The following is a 26,538-nucleotide window of genomic DNA, read 5'->3' as shown; positions in this document are numbered from 1 at the left end:
AAGAATGAAGAAGTTTGTGAACTTTAGATTTATTGTTACTCTTGCCCTGGCAATATTCGCTAATGTGGCAGCGTATGCACAAGACAATGTAATTGATGAAGTAGTTTGGGTCGTAGGCGATGAGGCTATTTTGAAATCAGACGTGGAAGAGGCTCGCATGGATGCCTTGTACAACGGGCGTAGGTTTGAAGGAGATCCGTACTGTGTAATCCCTGAAGAGATTGCTGTTCAGAAATTGTTCCTGCATCAGGCCAAGTTAGATAGCGTTGAGGTGTCCGAGGCGGAAATTATCCAACGGGTAGACATGATGACCAACATGTACATACAGCAGATTGGCTCCCGGGAGAAGATGGAAGAGTACTTCAATAAAACATCGACCAGATCCGGGAAACACTTCGCGATAACGCACGTGATGGATTGACAGTGCAGAAGATGCAGCAGAAACTGGTCGGTGAGATAAAGATCACCCCGGCGGAAGTACGCCGTTACTTCAAAGATCTACCTCAGGATAGTATACCTTACATTCCTACTCAGGTAGAAGTACAGATTATTACCCTGCAACCGAAGATACCTATTGCAGAAATTGAAAATGTAAAAAGAAAGCTGCGTGAATACACCGATCGTGTGACGAAAGGCGAGATCGACTTCTCAACTTTGGCGCGCTTGTATTCTGAAGATAAAGCATCTGCTATAAAAGGTGGAGAGCTTGATTTCATGGGTCGCGGTATGCTTGATCCTGCTTATGCCAACGTAGCGTTTAGCTTGCAAGATCCGAAGAAAGTGTCGAAGATCGTTGAGTCAGAGTTCGGCTATCACATCATACAGTTGGTTGAAAAACGTGGTGACCGGGTCAACACCCGTCACATTCTGTTGCGTCCTAAAGTGTCCGAACAAGAACTGATGGAAGCTTGTGGACGTTTGGACTCCATAGCTGATGATGTTCGCAAAAATAAGTTTACCTTCGACGAGGCTGCATCAGTTATATCGCATGATAAAGATACGCGTAACAACCACGGAATCATGGTCAACACCAATCAACATAGCGGAATCACTACTTCTAAATTTGAGATGCAAGATCTGCCTCAAGACGTAGCAAAAGTTGTTGATAAGATGAATGTAGGCGAAGTTTCCAAGGCTTTCACCATGATCAATGAGAAAGATGGAAAAGAAGTTTGCGCTATCGTAAAACTGAAAACCAGAATTAACGGTCATAAAGCAACTATTGCCGAAGACTACCAGAACCTGAAAGAAATCGTAATGGACAAACGCCGGGACGAAATGCTGCACAAGTGGATTCTCAACAAACAGAAACACACGTATGTACGCATCAATGAAAACTGGCAGAAATGCGACTTCAAATATCCGGGATGGGTCAAGAATGATTGATGAGTTTATAACAGCTTAACTATAATATGCTGAAAGCAAACAAGAAACCAAATAAACAACAAGACAGGCATAGATGGCTCTTAATAGGCTTTCTATGCCTGTTTGGTGTATGTCTTGTGGCGCAAGTGAAGCCTACGGCGCAAGGTAAAAAAACGACTAATTCGGCGGCAAAGCCCGCTGACGGAAAGGCGGCGGAAGCCAACAAACCGAAGAAAAAGCCGGAGAATAAGAAAACAAAAGTCTTCCTGTTGCATGCGGATGAGGGGCAAGCCAATAAACTATCCCGTCCCGATGTGCAGGTACTCGTAGGTCATGTCAAGCTGCGCCACGACAGTATGTATATGTACTGTGACAGTGCGCTCATCTTCGAAAAGACCAACTCGGTGGAAGCATTCAGCAACGTTCGGATGGAGCAAGGTGATACCTTGTTTATCTACGGTGATTACCTCTACTACGACGGGATGACACAGATTGCGCAACTGCGTGAGAACGTAAAGATGATCAACCGCAATACAACGCTGCTGACCGATAGTCTCAACTACGACCGTCTGTATGATATCGGCTACTATTTTGAAGGGGGAACCCTGATGGATGAAGAGAATGTGCTGACTTCCGACTGGGGAGAATACAGCCCGGCTACCAAGCAATCGGTGTTCAATCACGATGTGAAATTGGTCAACCCGAAGTTCGTACTTACATCTGATACGTTGAAATACAACACCTTCTCGAAGATAGCCAACATACTTGGCCCCTCAAATATTGTGAGTGATAACAACCACATCTACTCAGAGTTGGGATTTTATAATACGCTAACCGAGCAAGCGGAGTTGTTAGAGCGTTCCGTGCTGACCAACGAAGGGAAGAAGATGACCGGCGACAGTTTGTACTACGACCGCAAGATTGGTTATGGAGAAGCGTTTGACAATGTGGTGATGACCGATACTGTCAACAAAAACTTGTTGACGGGTGATTATTGTTTCTACAACGAGCTGACCGATTCGGCCTTTGCTACAAAGCGTGCCGTGGCAATCGACTATTCGCAGGGTGATAGCCTGTTTCTCCATGGCGATACCTTGCAGCTGGTCTCTTACAACTTGAATACGGATTCGTTGTATCGCATTATGAAAGCGTACCACAAGGTACGTATGTATCGCACGGATGTTCAGGGTGTATGCGACTCATTGGTGTACATTTCCAAAGACTCCTGCATGACTATGTACCGCGACCCGATCCTTTGGAACGAAGGGCAGCAACTTTTGGGTGAAGAAATTAAGATTTACATGAACGATAGCACCATCAACTGGGCACATATCATCAATCAGGCACTGACTGTGGAAATGAAAGATACGCTTCACTACAATCAAGTATCCGGCAAGGAGATGAAAGCCTACTTTGAGAATGGCGATATGCGCCGGGTCGAGGTGATCGGCAACGTGCTGATTGCTTTTTATCCCGAAGAGCGAGATAGCGCAATGGTTGGTTTCAACTCCGGCGAAGGTAGTTTGATGCACATTTACATCAAAGATCGTAAGATGGAAAGAGCCAAGTTGATTGGCAAGTCCAACGGTACGATGTATCCGATGGATCAGATACCAGCTGATAAATTGCGGTTGCCCACCTTTGCGTGGTTTGATTATGTGCGGCCGTTGGATAAAGACGATATATTTAACTGGCGTGGTAAGAAGGAGGGTGAAGGTTTGAAACCTACCACCGATAGGCGCCCGAAGACCGATAAGCGCAATTTGATTAATATGAAGTAAGTTGGAAAAGGTGGTGTTCCTACTTTTATTGAATGATATGAAATAACCCCAAGCAATTTTTAACCGATTATGAGTGATATAATTCATTTGTTACCCGATTCGGTAGCCAATCAGATAGCTGCCGGTGAAGTGATACAGCGCCCGGCTTCTGTAATTAAAGAGCTGGTGGAGAATGCTATAGATGCTGAAGCTCAAAATATACACGTGCTGGTAACCGATGCCGGAAAGACCGGCATGCAGGTTATCGATGACGGGAAAGGAATGTCAGAGATGGATGCACGACTCTCTTTTGAGCGTCATGCGACTTCCAAAATACGGGAAGCCAATGATCTGTTCGCTTTGCGTACGATGGGTTTCCGAGGTGAGGCGTTAGCTTCTATTGCCGCTGTGGCGGAAGTCGAGTTGAAAACCCGGCAAGAGTCCGACGAATTAGGAACCCGGCTCGTGGTAGCTGCTTCGAGAGTGGAAACTCAAGAGCCTATTTCCTGTTCCAAGGGTAGTAACTTCTCAGTAAAGAACCTGTTCTTCAATATTCCGGCGCGTCGCAAGTTCCTGAAGGCCAACTCGACTGAGTTGAGCAATATTCTGACGGAGTTCGAACGCATTGCGCTCGTACACCCCGAAGTGTCTTTTAGCCTTTATAGCAATGATTCCGAGCTGTTCAATCTACCCGCTTCCCCTTTGCGTCAGCGTATTTTGGCCGTATTTGGTAAGAAGCTGAATCAGCAATTATTGAATGTCGAAGTTAACACTACAATGATCAGTGTGTCCGGGTATGTAGCAAAACCGGAAACTGCCCGCAAGAAGGGAGCACATCAGTACTTCTTCGTCAACGGGCGATACATGCGGCATCCTTATTTCCACCGAGCCGTGATGGAAGCCTACGAACAATTGATTCCCAGCGGTGAACAGGTGTCCTATTTCCTCTACTTTGAGGTCGATCCGGCAAATATTGATGTGAACATCCATCCTACTAAAACGGAGATTAAATTTGAGAATGAGCAGGCCATCTGGCAAATCCTTTCAGCTGCTGTTAAGGAAGCTTTGGGAAAATCCAGTGCCATACCATCTATTGACTTTGATACGGAAGATATGCCCGATATTCCGGCTTTCGAACAAAATCTGCCACCTGCCCCACCGCAGGTACACTATAATTCCGACTTCAATCCTTTCAAACCATCTTCGGGTGGAAGTGGAGGTGGCGGAGGAGGAAGCTATGAGCGCCAGAAAGTGGATTGGGAAGATTTATATAGCGGACTGACCAAAGCCAGCAAGATGAACGCTCCACAACCCGACGATGAGTGGGAAGACGAATCGGTCGAAACCCTGCCTTCCGGTGAAGAGAGTCAGCTCTCTGCCGTGTCGGGGGCATCTTCTAACTTATATGCTGATTCCGTGATTGAGAAAGGAAATCTGCACCTACAGTTTAAAGGGCGCTTTATTCTCACTTCCGTGAAGTCCGGACTCATGCTGATCGATCAGCATCGGGCACATGTACGTGTTCTTTTCGATCGCTATATGGTACAGATTAGCCAGAAACAAGGCGTAGCTCAGGGAGTCCTGTTCCCCGAAATTATCCAGTTGCCGGCTTCCGAAGCCGCTGTGTTGGATGGGTTGGTGGACGATTTGTCCGCTGTGGGATTTGATTTGAGCAATTTGGGTGGCGGAAGCTATGCCATTAACGGAATCCCTTCAGGTATTGAAGGGCTGAATCCTGTCGAACTGGTTCGCAACATGGTGCATACCGCTATCGAGAAAGGGAGTGACGTCAAGGAGGAAGTTCGCCAAATTTTGGCACTGACTTTGGCACGCGCGGCGGCTATTGTTTACGGTCAGGTGTTGAGCAATGACGAAATGGTTAGCCTGGTTGATAGTTTGTTTGCTTGTGCGTCGCCCAACTATACCCCGGATGGAAAAACGGTATTGACCACCATTAAGGAAGACGACATCGAACGACTGTTTAAATAAACTGCCGTTGAAGGCATGATCCGGCATGGAGTTTCCCCCAAGAAAAAGGATCTGGGAAAACGGGTTCAGCTTTCAGTTTGGCGCGCAATCGTTTGATCTATAATAAGTAATGGCTGAAAGCACTCCTTGGAAATCAAGGTAGTCTTTCAGCCATTTGTTTTCTCACCGCCCGGGTTGATAATCTCTGGATCGACCGTAAAATCCTGCGCATGGAATGTAAATGGGTTGGTTTTGCAACCCGATATTTTGCAATTTACCCTCCTTGCACAGGCGACGAATATGCGCCATGGCGGTTGTTCGAAGCATACCGGATAAGTTCTGAAAATCGATGCGTTGCAGAATTCGGTGCTCGCTGAAATACTCTTTCAATCGCATATCAATTTCTACCTCCGACAGTTTCGGTGAATGTCTATTCTTCTTTGCTTGTTTCAAATGAACGTTTCCGATGGCTTTTTTGAGTCTCTGATCCGAACGAAACTGAATGCTTTTCAGTCTGACTTTCGAGTTTCGGCGGGAAGTATTGGTGCCAATCTCTTCCGTGGTGGTAAGTATAGGACAGAAATAGCCGATTCCGTCAAGATGTACTTGTTTGCCTTCGCCTAATTCTTCGCCCATTACATGAGATAATGCATCGAGAACCGCCATTACGTCCGTTTCGCTTAGCGTACAGCGAGTCTGGATTTTGCGACTAAGTTCTTCCGTGTTTATTTGTCCATTGTACGTGATTCGCGGGTGGAATCTTTTTTGTTTTGCATTGTCCGGAGTGCCCGGATTTTCATACCAATCAAATAGTATAGCCATAATTCTTCCTTTTTAAGTAAGTACTTCAATCGTTCGTTTAGGGGGAAGTTCTATTGAATAAACTCCGTTGAAGTTTAGAGGTCGACCTAGGTCGGCTGTTTTGTCAACGCGGGTTGGCTGATCGGCTGACGGGTGTTGGCTGTTCGGTCAATAGAGGTTGGCTGCTGAACTTTCCTGTTCCAAATATACTACAAAATTAGTTGAAATACTAGTAAAAAAAGGACTATTTTTCAAACGAAGAAAGTTAATTAATTCTTTCGATTTTACTTGCAAAACCTCATTGCGCTATTGTACCTTTGAGATACTGCGAACTAAAAAGATGATAATTATGATTGAAAAATTGATTAAAATGATGCATACACTTATTCGTGTATGGCAGCGTAAAGGTACTGAAAAAACCGGTTCGGAAATTAAAGAATCCACGCGTGAGGTACAAGTCCATTCGGGAGTTTCCCGCCTGACGGAGCAGGTGACTTCCTTTCTACAGGCAAACTATGACTTTCGCTTCAATTTGCTGACTGAGGAGACCGAGTTCTGTTCCTTGAATGATTCGGAACAAGGCTTTATACCTATCGGCAAACGGGAGCTGAATACTTTTTGCATGGAAGCTCATGTACAAGGAATTCCGTGTTGGGATAAAGATATCAGCCGTTATATCTTTTCCACCCACATCGGCGAATACCACCCTTTTCGACTCTATATGAATGAACTTCCTGCATGGGATGGGGTTGACCGGGTTACACCTCTGGCAAAGCGTGTTTCCGAATTGCCGCTGTGGGTATCCGGATTCCATACCTGGCTGCTTGGACTGACTGCCCAGTGGGAGGGAGTGGTTCAGATTCATGCCAATAGTGTGGCTCCGTTGCTTATCAGTAGCGAGCAAGGAAAGCAGAAATCCACATTTTGCAAATCTCTCATGCCGGAACCTTTGAGAAGGTATTATTTTGACAACTTCAAACTGACTTCCGAGGCACAGGCGGAGCGACTTCTGGCTGAGATGGGGCTTATCAACCTGGATGAGTTTGATAAATATGCGTCCGGAAAGATGCCTGTGTTGAAAAATCTGATGCAAATGTCGAGTCTCACGGTTTGCAAAGCATATCAGCGTAACTTTCGCTCTTTACCGCGGATCGCTTCTTTCATTGGGACATCCAACCGGTTTGATCTGCTGAATGATCCCACGGGAAGCCGGCGCTTCCTCTGCGTGAAAGTAGAGAATCCGATCGACTGCGACGGTATCGAACATTCGCAGCTCTTCGCTCAATTGAAAGCGGAACTGAAACAGGGAGCTGTTTACTGGTTTACGCACGAGGCCGAGTGTGCGTGGCAACGGAATAATTCGGGATTTTATAAAAGTAGTCTGGTGGAGGATGTGTTTTACAGTTGCTTCCGGTTGCCGCAAGCAGGAGAGGAGTCCGAACGACTTTCGGCCGCAGATATATTTAAGGAGTTGAAAAACCGAAATGCAGCAGCTCTACGTGCCTTCAACCCCAGCCTGTTGGCACAAATATTACTCAAACTGGGTGCCGAAAGAAAGCATACCGAGTGTGGCAATGTATACGAAGTGGTTCGTTGTTGAGTGGGTTTGGAAACTGAAACGGCTGAAGTCTGTTTGCTCCTTTTTGAAGCGCAGGTTTCAGTCGTTAAGCCCCGTCTGTAGGGCGTTTCCGCACAAACTGAAACCGCTGAAGGCTATTTACTCTTTAATTCCTTCGAGCGCGAAAATCATAGGTAATTTGTCATCCAGATGTTCAATCCGGTACTTATCCTTATCAATCCGGATCGTATGATTAAAACAATTCTGCGGGGAATAGTTATATTCCTCAAATCGGGCTATACGAATGCCGGATTGGATTAGTCCGCTAAGGATTTCGCTTAGGCTGTGATTCCAGGTTACAGTAGCGTATTGGATCTCTGATGCCCTGTCGGCATAGGTTCCTTGCAGTTCTTCCACAATTTCTCCCGCTTTGAAATAGCTATAAACGATTGTTTTAAAGTCATCGTCGAACATCCACACGACGGGATGGAATTCCACCATAATGAAATGTCCGCCCGGTTTTAAGAAGTGAGCAATGACATCAGCCCATCGTTTCATGTCGGGCAGCCAGCCAATTACTCCATAGCTTGTGAAAACGATATCGAATTTTTCGTCCAGGACATTGGGCAAATCATAAATGTCGGAACAGATAAATTTAGTGTCGACCGCTAATTCTTTTGCCATATTGCTGGCGTAGTCAATCGCCTTGTCGGATAGGTCAATGCCTGTCACCTTGCTCCCAGCCGTGAAAGTGAAATGGTGTCTTGTCCGAAGTGACATTGCAGGTGGAGGATCGATTTTCCTTGGATGTCGCCTAATAACTCAAGTTCAATTTGCTTCAGAGACGAGTCTCCTTTCAAGAATGCCTCGTTATCATAGAACTCGCTCTCCACATGGATATTGGTCTTTAAGTTCCAAGCAATTTTGTTTATGGTCTTATAATCCTTGTCCGGTTTCATAAAAGTGCTTTTTGCAAAGATAATCAATTCTGTGGAACGGGTATTTGATTGTCGCTGCTAAAAAAAGCTGCCTACTCTGTGAAAGAATGGCAGCCTTTATCATTTATTTCTTAGTAAGCGCTTATTTCTGAAAGCGTTTTACTTGTTCTTCAATCAGGTCTTTATCGTCGAAGTAATTGATCTTCATCGCGTTCTTTACATCGGATAGTGTTTCAGCGGCGGCAGCTCTAGCTACCTCGCAGCCATTCTGAAGCATTTCGTAGATGGACGGAATGTCTTGTTCGAATTCTTTGCGACGCTCGCGAATCGGCGTTAGCAAATCCTGCATGATGGAGTTCAGGAAGCGTTTTACTTTGACGTCTCCCAATCCACCTCGTTGATAATGAGCTTTTAACTCGTCCAAATTCGGATAGTCCGGTAGGTAGAGTTCGAAGTGTTCGGGGCGGCTAAAGGCGTCCAGATAAGTAAATACGGTATTTCCTTCAAGCTTACCGGGATCTTGCACGCGCAGGTGGTCCGGATCGGTATACATACTCATTATCTTCTTTTGTATGTCATCCGCTTCGTCCGAGAGGTAGATGCAGTTGCCCAACGATTTACTCATTTTGGCTTTGCCGTCAGTTCCCGGCAGGCGTAAGCAAGCGGCATTCTCCGGCAATAGGATTTCCGGCTCTACCAATGTCTCACCGTAAAGATAGTTGAAACGGCGTACAATTTCGCGCGCTTGTTCGAGCATCGGTTCCTGATCTTCTCCTACGGGAACTGTCGTTGCACGGAAAGCGGTGATATCCGCGGTTTGGCTGATGGGATATGTAAAGAAACCTACCGGAATGCTTGTCTCAAAGTTACGCATCTGAATCTCGCTTTTTACCGTCGGGTTGCGTTGCAAACGTGACACGGTAACAAGGTTCATATAGTAGAATGTAAGCTCGCATAATTCCGGAATCTGTGATTGAATAAAGATCGTTGCTTTGGCAGGATCCAAGCCGCACGCCAAGTAATCTAACGCAACTTCAATCACATTTTGACGTACCTTCTCCGGATTGTCTACATTGTCTGTAAGTGCTTGCGAATCAGCAATGAAAACAAACATTTTGTCAAACAGCCCTGAATCTTGCAACTCTACTCTACGTCTTAATGAACCTACAAAATGTCCGATATGTAATCTTCCGGTAGGACGGTCGCCCGTCAATATGATTTTTTCTTTTCCCATTGTTTATACCTTAATATAATTAGAATTAAGCGCAAAGATAGCCAGAAACCCCAGAAGTTGCAACATTAAAAGAATATTCTTATCCAATTCCTTTGTAATTTTGGAAATATGTAGTTACTTTGCACCAATTTTAAAGCCAACAATGAATCAACAGGAAATTAGAAGTAAGTATTATCTCCATTCGGATGTGTTTCATCCGGAGTCGACATACTTCCCCTCTTTTCTCCAGAAACGATATTTAGTTCTTTGGTAATGCGTTAATCCTCTTTCGAGGGTAACGCATTTTTTTTATAGGCAAACTTGAAACAACAACATATTAGAAGAAAAGAAATGGAAAAGGAAATGAAGAAAGTCCTCGTCTTGGGGTCTGGTGCGCTTAAAATCGGACAGGCAGGAGAGTTCGACTACTCAGGCTCACAAGCACTAAAAGCTTTAAAAGAAGAAGGTATCAGTTCGGTATTGGTAAACCCGAACATCGCAACCATTCAGACTTCTGAAGGAATTGCTGATAAGGTATATTTCCTCCCCGTGACTACGCACTTTGTCGAAGAGATTATCAAGAAAGAACGTCCGGACGGTATCTTGCTCGCTTTTGGTGGGCAGACTGCACTGAACTGTGGTGCTGAACTTTACACAGAGGGCATCCTTGACAAATACGGAGTGAAAGTGCTGGGTACTTCGGTAGAGGCGATTATGTACACCGAAGACCGCGACTTGTTCGTGAAGAAGTTGGACGAAATCGACATGAAGACACCTATCAGTCAGGCTGTGGAAAATATGGAAGACGCCATTGCCGCTGCCGAACGGATCGGTTTCCCGGTTATGGTGCGCTCTGCTTATGCATTGGGCGGTTTGGGTAGTGGTATCTGCTCAAATAAAACCGAATTTGTGAAACTGGCGGAAAGCTCCTTTACTTTCTCCAAACAAATTCTCGTTGAAGAGTCGTTGAAGGGCTGGAAAGAGATTGAGTTTGAAGTAATTCGCGATGCGAACGACCACTGCTTCACAGTGGCTGGCATGGAAAACTTCGACCCGCTGGGTATTCATACCGGCGAATCAATCGTAGTAGCTCCTACTTGCTCGCTCGATGACAAGGAACTGAAAATGTTGGAGGAACTCTCTACCAAATGTATCCGTCACTTAGGTATTGTCGGTGAATGTAACATCCAATACGCTTTCAATTCCGAAACCGATGATTATCGGGTGATTGAGGTGAACGCTCGCCTGAGTCGTTCGTCTGCACTCGCTTCTAAAGCTACCGGTTATCCGCTGGCTTTTGTAGCTGCGAAGATTGCTTTGGGATACTCACTCGATCAAATAGGTGAGATGGGAACTCCTAACTCTGCCTATGCAGCTCCGAAACTTGACTATCATATATGTAAGATTCCTCGTTGGGATTTGACGAAGTTTGCCGGTGTGTCTCGCGAAATCGGTTCGAGCATGAAGTCTGTAGGCGAAATTATGTCTATCGGACGTTCTTTTGAAGAGATTATTCAGAAGGGGCTTCGCATGATCGGACAAGGTATGCACGGGTTTGTTGGCAACGAAGATTCTCATTTCGACGATTTGGATAAAGAGCTATCTTGCCCTACCGATCTGCGTGTTTTTGCCATTGCACAGGCACTCGAAGAAGGTTATACCATCGATCGTATCCACGAATTGACTAAAATCGATCCTTGGTTCTTGGGTAAACTGAAGAATATTGTCGATTACAAAGCTAAATTGTCGGCTTACAATCAGGTAGGAGATATTCCGGCTGATGTAATGCGCCAGGCTAAGATACTTGGCTTCTCTGATTTCCAAATTGCTCGTTTCGTTCTGAATCCGGAAGGAAATATGGAGAAAGAGAATCTGATGGTGCGTGCTCACCGTAAAGCATTGGGTATTCTTCCGGCTGTGAAGCGTATCAATACCATCGCTTCTGAGGATGCTGATTTGACCAATTACCTGTATATGACATATGCCGTAGAGGGTTATGACGTCAACTATTATAAGAATGAGAAATCGGTTATCGTGTTAGGCTCCGGTGCGTATCGTATTGGTAGCTCGGTCGAATTTGACTGGTGCTCTGTCAATGCCGTGCAGACTGCACGCAAGCTCGGCTATAAATCGATCATGATCAATTATAATCCGGAGACTGTTTCTACCGACTATGATATGTGCGACCGTCTTTATTTTGATGAGTTGTCGTTTGAACGGGTATTGGATGTGATCGATCTCGAACAACCTCGAGGGGTGATTGTATCGGTTGGCGGACAGATTCCGAACAACTTGGCCATGAAGCTTTATCGTCAATCGGTTCCTGTATTGGGAACTTCGCCATTGTCGATCGACCGCGCCGAAAACCGGAATAAATTCTCGGCTATGCTCGACCATTTAGGTATCGATCAGCTGCATGGCAGGAACTAACCAGCTTGGAAGATGTAAAAGGATTTGTAGCCAATGTTGGTTATCCGGTGTTGGTTCGTCCGTCGTATGTGCTTTCCGGAGCTGCCATGAATGTGTGCTACGATGACGAAGAACTGGAAAACTTCTTGAAGATGGCTGCCGAGGTTTCAAAAGAATTCCCGGTAGTTGTATCACAGTTTCTCGAAAACACCAAAGAAATAGAATTTGATGCCGTAGCTCAGAACGGTGAGGTGATAGAATACGCTATTTCCGAACACGTTGAGTTTGCGGGTGTTCACTCCGGAGACGCTACTTTGGTATTCCCGGCACAGAAGATCTATTTTGAAACCGCTCGTCGGATTAAGAAGATCAGCCGCCGGATTGCCGAAGAACTCAATATCTCCGGTCCTTTCAATATTCAGTTCCTGGCACGTAACAATGAGGTGAAGGTGATTGAATGTAACCTGCGCGCATCACGTAGCTTCCCGTTCGTCTCGAAAGTGCTGAAACGGAACTTTATCGAAACGGCAACCCGCATTATGCTGGACGCATCCTATACTAAACCGGATAAATCATCGTATGATATCGAATGGATTGGTGTAAAAGCTTCTCAGTTCTCATTCTCCCGTTTGCACAATGCCGACCCCGTTTTAGGTGTGGATATGGCGTCTACAGGCGAAGTGGGATGTATTGGTGATGATTTCCCGGAAGCTCTGTTGAGTGCTATGTTGGCCACAGGCTTTAAGATCCCCGAGAAAGCGATTATGTTTTCTTCCGGAGCGATGAAGTCGAAGGTTGACTTGATTGATGCTAGCCGTACGCTGTTCGGTAAAGGATATAAGATTTACGCGACAGCGGGAACAGCTGCTTTCCTCAATGCACATGGGATAGATACCACACCGGTTTACTGGCCGGATGAAAAGCCGGGAGCGGAGAATAATGTCATGAAGATGATTGCCGATCATAAATTCGACTTGATCGTTAATATTCCGAAGAACCACAGTAAACGTGAGTTGACTAACGGTTACCGGATTCGTCGGGGTGCGATCGATCATAACATTCCATTGATTACAAATGCTCGCCTGGCAAGTGCTTTTATCGAAGCATTCTGTGAACTGAAACTAGAAGATATTCAGATCAAGAGCTGGCAGGAATACAAATAAATCGGTCCGGCAATGGACTGAATTATATATTGCTTACTAGTAAGAAGCGGAAACTACTTGAAAGTTTCCGCTTCTTTTGTTTCGGACTTGCCGTTTGTCTGTTTTTTAAACGGTTATTTTGACTATATTTGCGTATAAACTAAAATAAACGAATCTCATGTTGATACTTCTTTCTTGTGCCAAAACCATGAGTGCAACATCCCGGGTGAAGGTTCCTTTTACTACACTTCCACGCTTTCAGCAAGAAGCGTCTGAAATAGCGGTGCAGATGTCGCAGTTCTCCGTAGATGAGTTGGAGCGTCTACTTCGTGTGAACGCCAAAATAGGTGTCGAGAATTACAAGCGATATCAAGTCTTTCATGCAGACAGTTCTCCGTTGCTAGCTGCGGTGTTAGCCTATACAGGAATTGTTTTTAAACGCTTGAATCCGAGTGCTTTTTCGGAAGAAGAACAGCGTTATGCGCAGGACCATTTACGGCTGACCTCTTTCTGCTACGGTTTGCTTCGTCCGTACGATATGATCCGCCTGTACCGGTTGGAGGGTGATGTTATGCTGCCTGAGTTTGGAAATCAGACGATGTTTGCCTATTGGAAGTCAAGGCTGACAGATGTGTTTATAGAAGACATACAGAAAGCCGGTGGCGTGCTTTGTAACTTGGCTAGCGATGAGATGCGTGGATTGTTCGACTGGAAGCGGGTGGAGCGTGAAGTGCGTATTGTAACTCCGGAATTTCACGTCTGGAAGAATGGGAAACTGGCTACTATTGTGGTCTATACAAAGATGTCGCGCGGTGAAATGGCGAATTACATTTTAAAGAATAAGATTCAGAAACCGGAGGACTTGAAAGGTTTTACATGGGAAGGATTTGAGTTTAACGAATCACTCTCGGATGAGCGTCGGTTTGTTTTTACCAATGGAAAAGGAGGGTAAAGGATGACAGAACTAGAGAAAATGCGTAGCGGACAGTTGGCGGATATGTCCGGTCCTGAGTTGCAAGCACATTTCGAGCGTGCGAAGACTTTGCTCGCCAAGATGCGTGGATTGAGTACATACAGTGATTCCTATCGGGAATTATTAGAAACATTGATACCGGGAATACCTGTTACTTCAACCGTTAGTCCACCGTTTTATTGCGATCATGGAGATGGGATAAAGTTGGGTGAGCATGTGTTTGTCAACGCCAACTGTACTTTTCTGGACGGGGCCTACATTACCATAGGCGATCACACGCTGGTCGGACCTTGTGTGCAAATATACACGCCTCATCATCCCATGGATTATTTGGAACGTCGTGAACCGAAAGAATATGCGTATCCGGTAACAATTGGATCAGATTGTTGGATTGGTGGCGGAGCATTATCTGTCCCGGTATTACGATTGGTGATCGTTGTGTGATCGGAGCGGGGAGTGTTGTTACGAAAGATATTCCATCCGACTGTATAGCTGTTGGTAATCCCGCACGTATCATTCGTCGTACCGATACTTAATAAGAGTGATAACTATTGGAACAGACTTCGTCATGAAAGTGGATGCGTATGTCAATGGAAACGACTGTGTAATATAGAAGCTGCATCCAGAAAAAAGGATTATTTCGTTGGTCATACCTGGCTACTATATATGAATGCTTTTTTCGGAGTACGTGTACTTATGCCATTGTATGGTGCTGCTTGAAAAAAAATGAATTGTTTGTGTGTTGATAATCAGCAAGTTTTTGAAATAGTAAAAAAAGTGTGTGCAAAATAGTTTAATAATTATTTGGAGGTTTCAAAAAAAGCAGTACCTTTGCAACGCTTTTGAAACGGAAGTGTACGGGCGTTTAGCTCAGCTGGTTCAGAGCATCTGCCTTACAAGCAGAGGGTCGGCGGTTCGAATCCGTCAACGCCCACACAAAAAAACATACACTTCCGGCTCATTATTCGGGCGTTTAGCTCAGCTGGTTCAGAGCATCTGCCTTACAAGCAGAGGGTCGGCGGTTCGAATCCGTCAACGCCCACACAAGAAGATCAAAGACTTACGAGAAATCGCAAGTCTTTTTCTTTTTATATCCACCCGATATCGAGTGATCCCGGATAATTCGGGTCAATCCGAAAACTCTGTGGGTATGATCCTACTTTTCGACTTGATCCCATTATTCTTCTATATCTCTGAGTATCTGGGAGGTGGGTAATACTGCCCGAGGACGTATTGCTAAAGGAAATAATATTTTTTTGTTAACTTTCTTGCCTTTTTGTTTTGTACTTATCAAGGTTTTACATTAACTTTATACCGCAAGTGTAAGTAATAAGATTACAATGTCTATTATTTAAAGATGAAAAGTGTGTTGTATGAAGTCGGTTTAATATTTAATGTATGCATATAGGTAACAAAATGAGAGAAGAGGTTGCTAAAAGAAATATTAGTGTAACTGACTTCGCAAAACTTATAAATAAGAGCAGACCGTATACTTATTCTATTTTTGAAAAAGAGAATCTTGATACTGAACTTCTTATTGAAATGGCAAACGTCTTGAAAATGTCTCCAACAGATTTCTTTGATAAGATGGCACATGGTGTAATGCGAAATAGTACGCAAAATGTAATTGTAGGTCGTGACAATAATGGTATCATAGCAGTTGGCGGATGTCAGGATAAACTAAATGATGCGTTACTGGAGATAAGCCATCTAAAGAGCCTAATTGAGAATAAAGATAAATTCTTGGAAGAAAAAGAACGGCTTATCAATGTATTGATGAACAGGTCTTGAGAAACGTTCAACTTTTGCTGTAAGCTTTTGTAGCAAGTGCCAAACTGAGATAAATTCAATGTTTTTTTAAATTATAATAATTATGAGAAAGGCTTTATTCATTCTGCTTGTCACATTCTCTATATGTTGCTTTTCACAAGGCAGCAAATATGTATATGCTCGTGCGCAGTGGGGAGACAAATCTACTTGTCTCTTTTATCTTAATGATCAAAATCCGAAAGCGAAGTATGCTGAAAAGAAAGATTATGTATTGAAGAATGATAAGGGTGAGGTGATGCACTTTAAACATACTATGGAATTTGTGAATTATCTAGCCAATCAGGGATGGGAGTTAATGCAGGTTGCCGATATAAGTCTTATCAACTTTGATAGCGAAACTCATTTCTACTTTAGAAAGCCTCAATCGGAATTTACACGGGAAGAGTTGGATAAGATCATTAGAAAAGAATAGTGATTTTTACTCTGAAGTCTATGAAACCTTAAAAGTGTCGATGCTGAGTAGTTGCGTTATGCTACTTGCATTGGACGTCTTATTGGAAAAGAACCTTTGGATAAATAGTAAAGTTATTTTATACAATTTAATACTATACAGATTATGGACTTTAAAGATCAAATTAAGCAACTCTGCGATAGATCAGAGAAACTGAAAGAGAACCTTCAAACTGAAGAGGCAACAAAGAATGCATTAATTATGCCATTTCTACAGGCATTAGGTTACGATGTATTTAATCCACTGGAGGTTATGCCAGAGTATACATGTGATATTGGAACCAAAAAAGGAGAGAAAATAGATTATGCTATTCTCAAAGATGGGCAACCTATTATTCTGGTTGAGTGTAAGCATTGGAAGCAAGACTTAAACTTATATGATAATCAGTTGCTAAGATACTTTCATGTGTCCAATGCTAAATTTGGGATCTTAACTAATGGTATTATTTATAGATTCTACACAGATCTGGAGACTCCTAACAGAATGGATGAAAAGCCCTTTCTTGAGGTTAACTTTTCTGATTTAAAAAACAATTTAGTAGAAGAGCTCAAGAAGTTCCATAAGGCTTATTTTGATATTGAGAATATTTTGAGTTCAGCGAATGAATTGAAATATACAAGTGAATTGAAAGCTGTTCTAAATAAGGAGTTTACTTCTCCAAGCGTCGAATTTACCAAGCTATTAGCAAAGCAGGTCTATACGGGAACCATAACATCTAAGATATTAGATCAATTTACAATATTAGTAAAGAAATCGATTGCAGGACTGATTAGTGATACGATTTCCGAACGCTTGAAAACTGCCTTAAAAACTGAGACCGCTGAGCAAGAAATAAATGTGTCTAATGAGTCGGCTGTAGATGAAAGTGAACAATTGGCTGACAATAAAATTCAGACTACAGATGAAGAGATTGAGGCATATTATATTGTAAAAGCGATTTTAAGACCTCACTTCCCATGCGAAAGAGTTGTCTATCGTGACGCACAAACTTACTTTGCAATCTTGGCTGATGATAATAATAGAAAACCGATTTGTAGGCTTTATCTGAATTCCCCGACTAATTGGCAAATTGCTTTTGTCGGTGATGATAGAAAGGAAACTAAGATTAAAATTCAATCGCTTGATGAGATCTACAATTACTCAGACGAAATTATAAAATCTGCCATTAAGTATCTGGAGAATAATAAAGAGTAATTATAAAAGTGCCTCTATAGTTCGCTGTATTATTGTTTATTCTTGTGGTACGAGCAAGAATAAACAATAATTGAATATCTTTAAATTGATCGGATAACGAAAGTATATCATTGAAATATGAATATCTGCATACTGCGGTTTGATACTGCAGCAAATATATATTATGTATTTGGTCTCAACAGATTCGACCTCGATATTGCCCCGCATAGAGGATAGTCTTCGATGTTGAGGCAAGATTGTTGTTGCCGATATAATCGATTTAGGCTATTCTAAAGATGACAGTTTGGATGCACTAATCGGAAAAGAATAGTCGTATCTTGACTCTACAACTGCCTTTGGTGCTATCCACTTGCTATATGGCTTCTGGACAAGAAGCCTTGAATAATCGTTTTCTTCAATAAGATAAAGAAGAAGCCTCTTATATTGTCGCAAGTCTTTTTCTTTTTATACCCACCCAATATCGAGTGATCCCATAGTAAGCCCTCCTCTTCTCACGTTTATTAAGTCCTTTTGATTTTAAAAAGGGACCGTATGGTCTTGTCTAAAAGAATACTTGTTTCGAATCAAAACAAATATTCTTTTGGAACGAATGATTATATGTTTTGGTATACATCTGGTAAACATCTAAATAGTTGAATTATTAGTAGCTAATTGGTTAGACGAGGTAGACACATGTTCCGAAGTAGGGTAAAAAACATGCCTCAACTTGAAAAAAACATGCTTCATCCCGTAATAGCAACCTGAACCGTACTTTTGTTGCTGTTAAAACTTTAATGTCTAATTAAAAAAGGTTAGCTAATGAATTCTAATTTCTGTGGGAAGCATCAATCGCTCATTGCGGTTATGTTTTGTTTTATTTTTCTTTTGAGTGGTAGCTATGCGTATGCTGCTACGGAAGCCCTTTCAACACATTCGACTCAACAGACTCGGCAAATCAGAGGAATTATTACGGATGCGAATGGTGATCCTATTATCGGAGCCAGCGTTTTAGAGAAAGGTACCGCCAATGGTACAATTACCGGCTTAGATGGTAAATTCACTCTCAGTTGTTCTGAAGGTGTTGAACTTGTTATTTCATATATTGGATACTATATGCAAACGTTGAAAGCTACGTCCAATATGAAGATATCCTTGCGAGAATCGACCCAAACACTGGATGAAGTGGTGGTGGTAGGTTACGGTACTATGAAGAAATCCGACCTGACAGGTTCCGTAGGTTCTGTCTCTTCCGAAAAACTAGTTGCCAGAGGTTCTACCCGTTTGGAAGATGCTTTACAAGGTTCCGTTCCGGGAGTGAATATCACGCAATCGAACAGCCGTGCCGGAGGTGGCTTTGATATACAAATACGTGGCCAAACCTCCATTAACAAGCAAGCCTCACCTTTGTATGTTATTGACGGAATCGTTTCTTCTTCAATGGATTTCCTGAATCCGGAAGATATTGAGCGAGTCGATATTTTGAAAGATGCTTCGTCTACTGCTATCTATGGTTCTCGTGCTTCTGCCGGCGTAATTATGATTACGACCAAAGGAGCGAAAGGAGCCGGGAAACCTCAGCGTGTATCCGTGGCCTATGATGGTTATTATGGTATACGTAAAGTTACTCGTATGCCCGACTTCATGAATGCCCAACAATTTATCGATTATCGCTTTGCGCGTTTTACACTACTAGATGGAAAGAAGTACGATGGTTCAAGTCGGAAAGGAGTAGATGCTAGCGGTGTACCCCATTATCAAATTGATGAGGCCAATCTGGCTACAGCATTCCTGAAGCGTGATGGAGGGGCCGATTATCGGGACTCTAAGATATATGAAATGATGATGTCGGGCATGGATGGTTATGATTGGACCGATCTTGTGACACGTACGGGAGCCCAACAGAATCATTATATTAGTGCAAACGGGGCTACGGATAAAATTACCTATCGTTTAGGTGTCGGTTATCAGGCGATCAGAATGTGTTTAAACACAATGATTACGCACGTTACAACATAAAAGGTGCTTTGGACGGAAAAATATCCAAAGTCTTTGAAGCCGGTTTCTCTGTGAATATGGCTTATACAGTACAAGACGATTTTAGTACGAACACGACGTATTGCCCCTATGAAAACGCTTTTACTTTCAATCCCTTTATTGCTCCTTACGATGAAAACGGGCATATCATAAATAATCCCGGTTCTAAGATTCCTTTCGAATCATCACATCAGTTTACATCTACAATCAGTCCGTTGAATGACTTTGAAGATGAAAACTATACCAATCAAATACGTAAGTATCACGTGTTTGGTAATGTATATATGCGTGCCAATATTATGGATGGCATGAAGTTTACCACTACTTTCTCACCAAACTTTTATCATGGACGTCAAGGGATGTTCAATTCAACCGGTGTGAACGATCGTAATCCGTTGGGGTCGAACTATTACCAGATAAACGGAACCAATTCGGCGGAAGTACAAACAACCGACCGTTTGGACTGGACATGGGATAACCAGATCGATTATAATAGAACGATCGGTGACCATACGTTCGGAGCCATGGGACTGTTCTCCATGTATAAGTCAGATAAAGAAGTGTATGGCCTTAAGGGATTTGGGGTATCCGATGATATGCTCTCATTCCATGCGATGAATAAAGCGTCAGGCGATAAAGAGATTAGCTCGTCCTATACAGAATCAACCCTTGTATCGGGTGCTCTTCGTTTGAACTACTCTTATAAAAGTCGATACATGGCTACGGCTACAGTGCGTGCCGATGGTTCTTCTCGTTTTGCGGAAGGTAATCGTTGGGGATGGTTTCCGTCGGTTGCTTTGGCTTGGCGTATGTCCGAAGAGAGCTTCCTGAAAGACTATGAATGGTTAGACAACTTAAAGTTACGACTATCTTACGGTGTCACCGGTAATAATAATGTGAGCGACTATGTAACAATGTCGACAGCATCTGGCCCAAGCTATGTGGTGTTGGATGGTTCCGAAGTCCAAGGATATTATCCGAACGGACTAGTTAATGCGGCCCTTATTTGGGAAAAGGTGAAAGAGTTCGACTTCGGTCTTGATTTAGCCGTTTTGAACAACCGCGTCAACCTGACTGCCGATGTTTATCGCAGACTGTCCGACGGACAGATTATGGACCGGATTGTTCCGCTCGAAACCGGTGAATCCAAAGCTACATTCAATGTCGGTTCGGTTCGTAATGTCGGTATCGAGTTGGGAATGCAGTTCGGTGTCATTAGAGCCAAAGACTTCTCTTGGGATTTGAACGTGAATTACTCACGTAACTGGAACAAAGTTCTGGAACTCAGCAATGGTAAAGTTGACGAGGTTGCTTCTAGTCGCTTTATTGGTGAACCGTTGAATGTTTTACGAGATTATACACACACCGATGTCATTACCGATAAAGGAGTGACGATGCGAACGAAAGATGGAAACATACATTACACATTGCAAGAGTTTTATGAGAAGTACGGCTCGAAATACAAATGGTATGAAGCAGGTAGCCGTAAACGACTGGAATAATGATGGTCAGATTAGCGATGACGACAAACAGATTTTTGGATGTAAAGACCCCAAATGGATCGGTAGCCTTGGCTCCACCATGAACTATAAAGGTTTCGACTTCTCGGTAATGGTTTATACGAAGCAGGGGCAATGGGCACGTAGCTACTTCCACGAAAAATACATGAAGTGGTCTGACCGTGGTAGCCAGCACATGGCAATGGACTTCTACATACCTAAAGGTGCGCCGGTAATCGATCATACCACCGGTGATATTGTATATGCTACCGAGACGCATTATGGTAAATATCCTTATCCCAATAACTCTGACACTTCTGCCGGTGGTTATTTCTCAGATAAAGGTAGCGCGAAAGGAGAAGGGTTCCAATACCAGAAAACATCTTTTGTTAAGGTGAAAAACATTTGCTTAGGATATACTTTCCCCAAACAATGGATAGCGAAAGCCGGAATGCAACATCTACGGTTGTATGTGAATGTGTTGAATCCTTTCTGCTTCACCAATTATGAAGCTTTGATCCCGAATGGAGTGATGCCAGATTAACGAACGGTGGTCCCGCATCAGTGACTTATCAAATAGGTGCAAATATCAAATTCTAATCCATAAAGAATATCGAATATGAAACGAATAATACATATATTGACAATTCTGGTTTGTTCCATCTCCATGATGAGTTGTGAAGACTTTCTGACTACTGATAACAAATCAAACGTAACCGATAAAGAGTATTTCTCTACCAAGACCGGATTTGAGTTTTTGGTCTCAAATGCTTATGCCAAACTACGCGATATCTATGCCGGCTCCAGTGTGCCCACCTATTTTAACGCCGGTACCGATCTTTATGCGGATGGGCGTAGCCGTATCAACGATCAGTTGCACGAATATGAAACGCTGAATCCCGAGAACTCCTCGATGAAGGAGTTGTATGAGAAATGCTATCAGGGTATTCGGGCGGCTTATGCGGTGAAACATTATGCGCCGGCAGCCAATATTGATGATGCCTTTCGCAACAAGCGTGTGGATGAAGCACGTGTATTGGCGGCCCATTATTATTATCTGTTGGTAAATACCTTCGGAGGTGTACCCTTGATGAAGGAATATGTTTCCGACATTCACACCGGATACCCACGGGCTTCTGCTTCAGATGTATACACCTATATTATTGAAGAACTGGAAGAAGTCATAAATGCAAATGCTCTTGATGCTTCTACAGCTGAGAAAGGTGGTGGTCGTGCCAGTGTTGAATCGGCTCGTGCTTTATTGGGGCAGGCCTATTTGGCGGCGGCTTGGGATTTAAATAAAACAGAATACTTTGCGAAAGCTGCACAGGTAGCCGATGCGGTAATTGCTAATCGTGGTCTGACTACGCCTTTTGCTGATCTTTGGAGAGCGGATGGTAGTGGAGATGATAATGAAGAGTTTATCTGGGATGTGGAATATGATTATGCTACAGCTAATAACACAGTTGGAGGTGGACACTATTGGGATTCCTTCTACTGCAACCTTATCGGCGGACAGGAAGACCACGGGAAAAGTAGTACATCTTCTTTTGTAATCAGCCTCCATGGATTGAAATGCTTTGAGCGAGGTGACATTCGTTATAATGTTACTTTCATGAAAGAACTGCCTGATCTTGCTGCCGCACAGATTTATTCATACTGGGACTGGTATAAAAATGGGGAGACGTTCATTGGTACTCCGTTGAAACGCTATTATTCGGCTTGGTATGAAACGGAACAAGATATAGCAGCTTGGAAAGCGCTCGACCCTGAAAATAGAAAGGATACATGGATTATCCCAATGAATGATAACACGAATGATCCGCAGGAGTACCTGACGAGTGGTCTTAGCTACGAAGAATTTGTGAAATACTCTTTTGGAGGATCTCCTTGTCGGAAGTTTGATGATTCGAACACAGCTAGTTATCCAACGAAGACCGATTATCGTGATATACATATTATTACCCTTTCGGAAATGTATCTGATAGCTGCCGAAGCCTATTTGAAAGCAGGTAATAGTGAGAAGGCATTGGATCGTCTAAACGAAACTCGCCAACGCGCACAGTTAAGTAAGGCCACTTCGATTGATATAGATGCCATACTTAAAGAACGCGTATGCGAACTGTTTGGACAAGGTTCTCGGTGGTTTGACTTGAGGCGTACACAAAAACTTGTTGAATATAATAACCTCTATAATCCTCGTTTGAAGGGATTTGCCCAACAAGCTATCGGACAGAAGTTGCTACGTCCTATTCCTCAGGCAGCTATAGATGCGAATAAGTTGCTGACTGCTGCTGATCAGAACCCGGGCTATTAATGAATAGAGTCTAATTCTTTGACTATAAATAAAACTTGATTCCCAACTGTATCGAATGAGAGTTGCCAACCGTAGCAGTTAGCGACTCTCAACTGCTACGGTTCACTCGTTCAAATTGCAGGAGTTAGAGAAAGCGGTCTTGGCATTTCCGCAAGTAGGTAGATGATTACTTATTGCGTTGTAAATAGCAAGGGTAATCTGACTAGAACAATTAAAAAACAATCTATAAATAAACAATGATATGCATTTACGTTCATTCTTATTAATCATCACTTTGATATGCTGCCAGCTCCTTTTGGGGAACAGTTTCGTTTGGTATAACGGAAAGCAGGCAATAACTTATGCTGTATCCGAGTCAACTTCTCCCGTTGTCGGTGTCGCACTGGGTATGTTTTGCTCTGATATGGAACAGGTTACGGGCATGCAACCTCAGCAGACTGCTGAGAAAGAAGCTACGATCCGTATCATTCAGCTAGATATGGCTGCTCTCTCCCAGAAAGAAAAGCAAGAATTGCAGCGTTTGGGAATTCCCATTGATAGCATCTCTGCGAAGAAAGACGCCTTTTTTATCTCCGTGTTGGGACGGGCGTCAAAGAAACAACTATTCATTGTTGGAAGTAACGGGCGCGGAGCTGCTTATGGTATTCTTGAACTATCCCGTAAGGCAGGTGTCTCCCCTTGGGTATGGTGGGGAGATGTATTACCTGAAAAGAAAAACCGATTAACACTTCCTGCTAAGTTCAGTACATTCCAAAGTCCGTCCGTGGAGTACCGGGGCATCTTTATAAACGATGAAGACTGGACATTACAACCCTGGAGTTGGAAGCATTTTGAACCGGAAGGAGTTGATGGCATGATTGGTCCGCGCACATACAAAGAGATCTTCAAGTTTCTGCTTCGTATGCGTGCCAATACCATTTGGCCCGGTATGCATGGTATTACAGTTCCTTTCTATTTTGTTCCCGGTGCGAAAGAAATAGCAGATAGTTGTGGTATCGTAATTGGTACCGCACACTGTGAGCCGATGATGCGCAACAATGTGGGTGAATGGGATGAAGTACTTCGCGGAAAGTATAACTATATCACGAATAAGAAACAAGTAACCACCTATTGGACGGAGCGTCTGAAAGAAGTTCATAGTTACGAAAATATCTATACCATAGGTATGCGTGGCGTTCATGACAGTGGTATGGAAGGGGTAAAGACCCTAAAGGAACAAACAACTGCCTTGCAGCGGGTGATTGACGACCAACGTAAATTGCTGGCTGAGCATGTCAGTCCCGATGTCGCAAAGATACCTCAGCAGTTTGTACCTTATAAGGAGGTGCTTCAAGTCATGGAGAATGGTTTGGATATTCCGGAAGATGTTATCTTAACTTGGTGTGATGATAACTATGGATATATGACGCGCCTGAGCAATATTGAACAACAAAAGCGTAGCGGCGGCGGAGGTATTTACTATCATCTGAACTATTGGGGGCGTCCGCATGACTATATGTGGCTATGCGCCATCCAGCCCGGACTTGTTTACAACGAGATGAAAGAAGCCTACAACCACAATGTTCGTCGCTTATGGATTGTCAATGTGCACGATCTCAAACCGGCTGCCTACGACCTCGAACTATTTTTGGATATGGCGTGGGATATTAATTCTGTATCACCTTCCACATTAAATGAACACCACGAAAGATGGCTGTGTCGTGAATACGGCGATGCGGCAGGGAAGAAGTTATTGCCGGCTATGCTCGAATACTATCGGCTGTGCGCTATTCGCAAAGCTGAATTTATGGGATGGAATCAAGTCGAACTTAATAAGAAAAAATACGCAAGAGGTTGGTCGTCAGTAGCCGACACCGAATTTAGCCTGACGGAGTTCGGAGGTGAACTAGATCGATATTTGCAAGATTATGAAGCGGTTAAACAAATGCTAATCGAAGCTGAGGCTCTGATTCCTGCATATAGAAAAGATGCCTTCTTCGGACAGTTGAAATATGCGGTGTTTGGTGCGGCAGCCATGGCGACTAAAATGCTAGAAGCACAACGTGCTCGGGCAATTGCTACTACAATACCAGATAGTCAGTGGAGCCAAAACGTAGAACTGTTGACAGCAAGTGCGAAAAGTCAGCACGCCTACCAAGAGATTTTGAAACTAACGGACTACTATAACAATGAAATGACCGGTGGGAAATGGAAGTACTCCATGTGTCACAACCCTCGTAACCTGTATGTGTTCAATCCCCCGAAGTTGCCCATAACCCCAACAGATGGAGACATTCAGAAGTATGCTTCTATGGAAAACAAGCAAGTTACCTCTTTGATTAAACTCCAATTGGAAGACTGTATCGCCTACAACGCTGCTGATTACGTAAAAGCAACCAAGGGAGTCTTTAAGGTAGAGAATCTGGGACATAGCATGAATGCAGTCTCACTACCTAAGGGTGAAAGCATAACGTTTGAGTTTGATAACCCGTTGCAGGGAGAAGCGATATTGCGCACCGCTGTTATTCCCACCCAACCTAATGACAAAGGAGATATCCGTTTCAGTATAAGTATGGATGGAGGCGAACCGCAGGTTTGTTCTTTTCGTGAAGGTTTCCGCACCGAGTCATGGAAGCAAAATGTGCTTCGTGGTCAGGCCATTCGAGAAACCACCCATCAACTGACAAAGGGAAAGCATACGTTAACTATTACAGCGTTAGATAACCATGTGTTGATTGATCAATGGATGCTTGACTTTAAACCCGATCGGAAGTTCTATGTCTTTCCTGTAAAACCGGCCTATTAACACCAGGCTGACAAACTGAAATCGTATTTATTCAATAATAAACGAGAAACAAAAATGAAAAGGTTTAGTATCGTAGTATTGTCTTTTATCTGTGCCGTACAAATTCTATTTGCATCGGATACGATCAACTCTGTCAGTAATGAAACAATCTCCTTGGATGAGATCCGTCTTTAAATCGTTTCCGGTTGTTGTGCCCGAGAAGCCCTATTCGCAAACTTATGGTTGGTGATTAGAACGAAAAAGTCAAATCGAATAATAGAAAAGTATATGATCAAGATCAATCTTAAACAGTTTTTAGTCGTGTTAGTTTTCAGAATACCAA

At 43.3% G+C, this 26,538-nt stretch carries 13 protein-coding genes, 2 tRNA genes and 4 pseudogenes; 15 read left to right on the top strand and 4 right to left on the bottom strand.

The window, feature by feature from the left end; translation table 11 throughout:
* Positions 1-4: 4 nt before the first annotated feature.
* The 3 genes and pseudogenes from JCM10512_RS01890 to mutL all read left to right on the top strand — a co-directional run bounded on the left by JCM10512_RS01890 (position 5) and on the right by mutL (position 5,114).
* Positions 5-1,386: pseudogene (locus tag JCM10512_RS01890) on the top strand (peptidylprolyl isomerase).
* A 26-nt stretch (positions 1,387-1,412) separates the two neighbouring features.
* Entirely contained in the window at positions 1,413-3,146 is a 1,734-nt protein-coding gene (locus JCM10512_RS01885) for an OstA-like protein (protein ID WP_044159836.1), read from the top strand.
* A 69-nt stretch (positions 3,147-3,215) separates the two neighbouring features.
* Complete coding sequence (gene mutL, locus JCM10512_RS01880; RefSeq protein ID WP_044159835.1) at positions 3,216-5,114, top strand: DNA mismatch repair endonuclease MutL; 1,899 nt, start codon at positions 3,216-3,218, stop codon at positions 5,112-5,114.
* Between the two features lie 162 nt (positions 5,115-5,276).
* On the opposite strand, the gene JCM10512_RS01875 is transcribed toward mutL, so the two are convergent.
* Positions 5,277-5,915, bottom strand: coding sequence for an HU family DNA-binding protein (locus JCM10512_RS01875; protein ID WP_044159833.1), 639 nt, complete (start codon positions 5,913-5,915; stop codon positions 5,277-5,279).
* A gap of 352 nt (positions 5,916-6,267) precedes the next feature.
* Between JCM10512_RS01875 and JCM10512_RS01870 the strand changes: the two genes are divergently transcribed.
* Positions 6,268-7,494, top strand: a complete 1,227-nt coding sequence (locus tag JCM10512_RS01870; RefSeq protein ID WP_394354181.1) for a DUF3874 domain-containing protein — start codon at positions 6,268-6,270, stop codon at positions 7,492-7,494.
* A gap of 117 nt (positions 7,495-7,611) precedes the next feature.
* On the opposite strand, the gene JCM10512_RS01865 is transcribed toward JCM10512_RS01870, so the two are convergent.
* The 3 genes from JCM10512_RS01865 to trpS form a co-directional block, all read right to left on the bottom strand.
* Positions 7,612-8,184, bottom strand: coding sequence for a class I SAM-dependent methyltransferase (locus JCM10512_RS01865; RefSeq protein ID WP_244436830.1), 573 nt, complete (start codon positions 8,182-8,184; stop codon positions 7,612-7,614).
* A complete protein-coding gene (locus JCM10512_RS23305) occupies positions 8,181-8,411 on the bottom strand; it encodes a hypothetical protein (RefSeq protein ID WP_244436827.1) in 231 nt (76 codons plus the stop codon). Before JCM10512_RS23305 ends, JCM10512_RS01865 begins: the two co-directional genes overlap by 4 nt.
* Positions 8,412-8,532: 121 nt before the next feature.
* The gene (gene trpS / locus JCM10512_RS01860; protein ID WP_044159832.1) at positions 8,533-9,624 is read right to left on the bottom strand and encodes a tryptophan--tRNA ligase; all 1,092 of its coding nucleotides are present in this window, start codon (positions 9,622-9,624) and stop codon (positions 8,533-8,535) included.
* Positions 9,625-9,954: 330 nt separating this feature from the next.
* On the opposite strand from trpS, the pseudogene carB reads away from it, so the two are divergent.
* The 11 genes and pseudogenes from carB to JCM10512_RS01805 all read left to right on the top strand — a co-directional run bounded on the left by carB (position 9,955) and on the right by JCM10512_RS01805 (position 26,216).
* Positions 9,955-13,175: pseudogene (carB, locus tag JCM10512_RS01855) on the top strand (carbamoyl-phosphate synthase (glutamine-hydrolyzing) large subunit).
* Between the two features lie 157 nt (positions 13,176-13,332).
* On the top strand, positions 13,333-14,106 hold the full coding sequence (gene yaaA / locus JCM10512_RS01850; protein WP_044159830.1) for a peroxide stress protein YaaA: 774 nt from the start codon (positions 13,333-13,335) through the stop codon (positions 14,104-14,106).
* Positions 14,107-14,109: 3 nt separating this feature from the next.
* Positions 14,110-14,663, top strand: a pseudogene (locus JCM10512_RS01845) (sugar O-acetyltransferase).
* 323 nt (positions 14,664-14,986) lie between these two features.
* Positions 14,987-15,061, top strand: a tRNA-Val gene (locus tag JCM10512_RS01840).
* A 33-nt stretch (positions 15,062-15,094) separates the two neighbouring features.
* A tRNA-Val gene (locus tag JCM10512_RS01835) sits at positions 15,095-15,169 on the top strand.
* A gap of 374 nt (positions 15,170-15,543) precedes the next feature.
* Entirely contained in the window at positions 15,544-15,918 is a 375-nt protein-coding gene (locus tag JCM10512_RS21145; RefSeq protein ID WP_148298227.1) for a helix-turn-helix transcriptional regulator, read from the top strand.
* 82 nt (positions 15,919-16,000) lie between these two features.
* Positions 16,001-16,369, top strand: a complete 369-nt coding sequence (locus JCM10512_RS01825) for a hypothetical protein (protein WP_044159828.1) — start codon at positions 16,001-16,003, stop codon at positions 16,367-16,369.
* A gap of 144 nt (positions 16,370-16,513) precedes the next feature.
* The gene (locus tag JCM10512_RS01820) at positions 16,514-17,602 is read left to right on the top strand and encodes a type I restriction endonuclease (RefSeq protein ID WP_044159826.1); all 1,089 of its coding nucleotides are present in this window, start codon (positions 16,514-16,516) and stop codon (positions 17,600-17,602) included.
* A gap of 798 nt (positions 17,603-18,400) precedes the next feature.
* A pseudogene (locus JCM10512_RS01815) lies at positions 18,401-21,714 on the top strand (SusC/RagA family TonB-linked outer membrane protein).
* Between the two features lie 19 nt (positions 21,715-21,733).
* Positions 21,734-23,431, top strand: a complete 1,698-nt coding sequence (locus tag JCM10512_RS01810) for a RagB/SusD family nutrient uptake outer membrane protein (protein WP_044159824.1) — start codon at positions 21,734-21,736, stop codon at positions 23,429-23,431.
* Between the two features lie 241 nt (positions 23,432-23,672).
* Positions 23,673-26,216, top strand: a complete 2,544-nt coding sequence (locus JCM10512_RS01805) for a glycosyl hydrolase 115 family protein (RefSeq protein WP_044159822.1) — start codon at positions 23,673-23,675, stop codon at positions 26,214-26,216.
* The last annotated feature ends 322 nt before the right edge of the window (positions 26,217-26,538 follow it).

It is taken from the genome of Bacteroides reticulotermitis JCM 10512 (assembly GCF_000517545.1).
GTDB lineage: Bacteria > Bacteroidota > Bacteroidia > Bacteroidales > Bacteroidaceae > Bacteroides > Bacteroides reticulotermitis.
The sequence above is the reverse complement of the archived record's forward strand: the minus strand, read 5'-3'. Positions and strand labels throughout refer to the sequence as shown.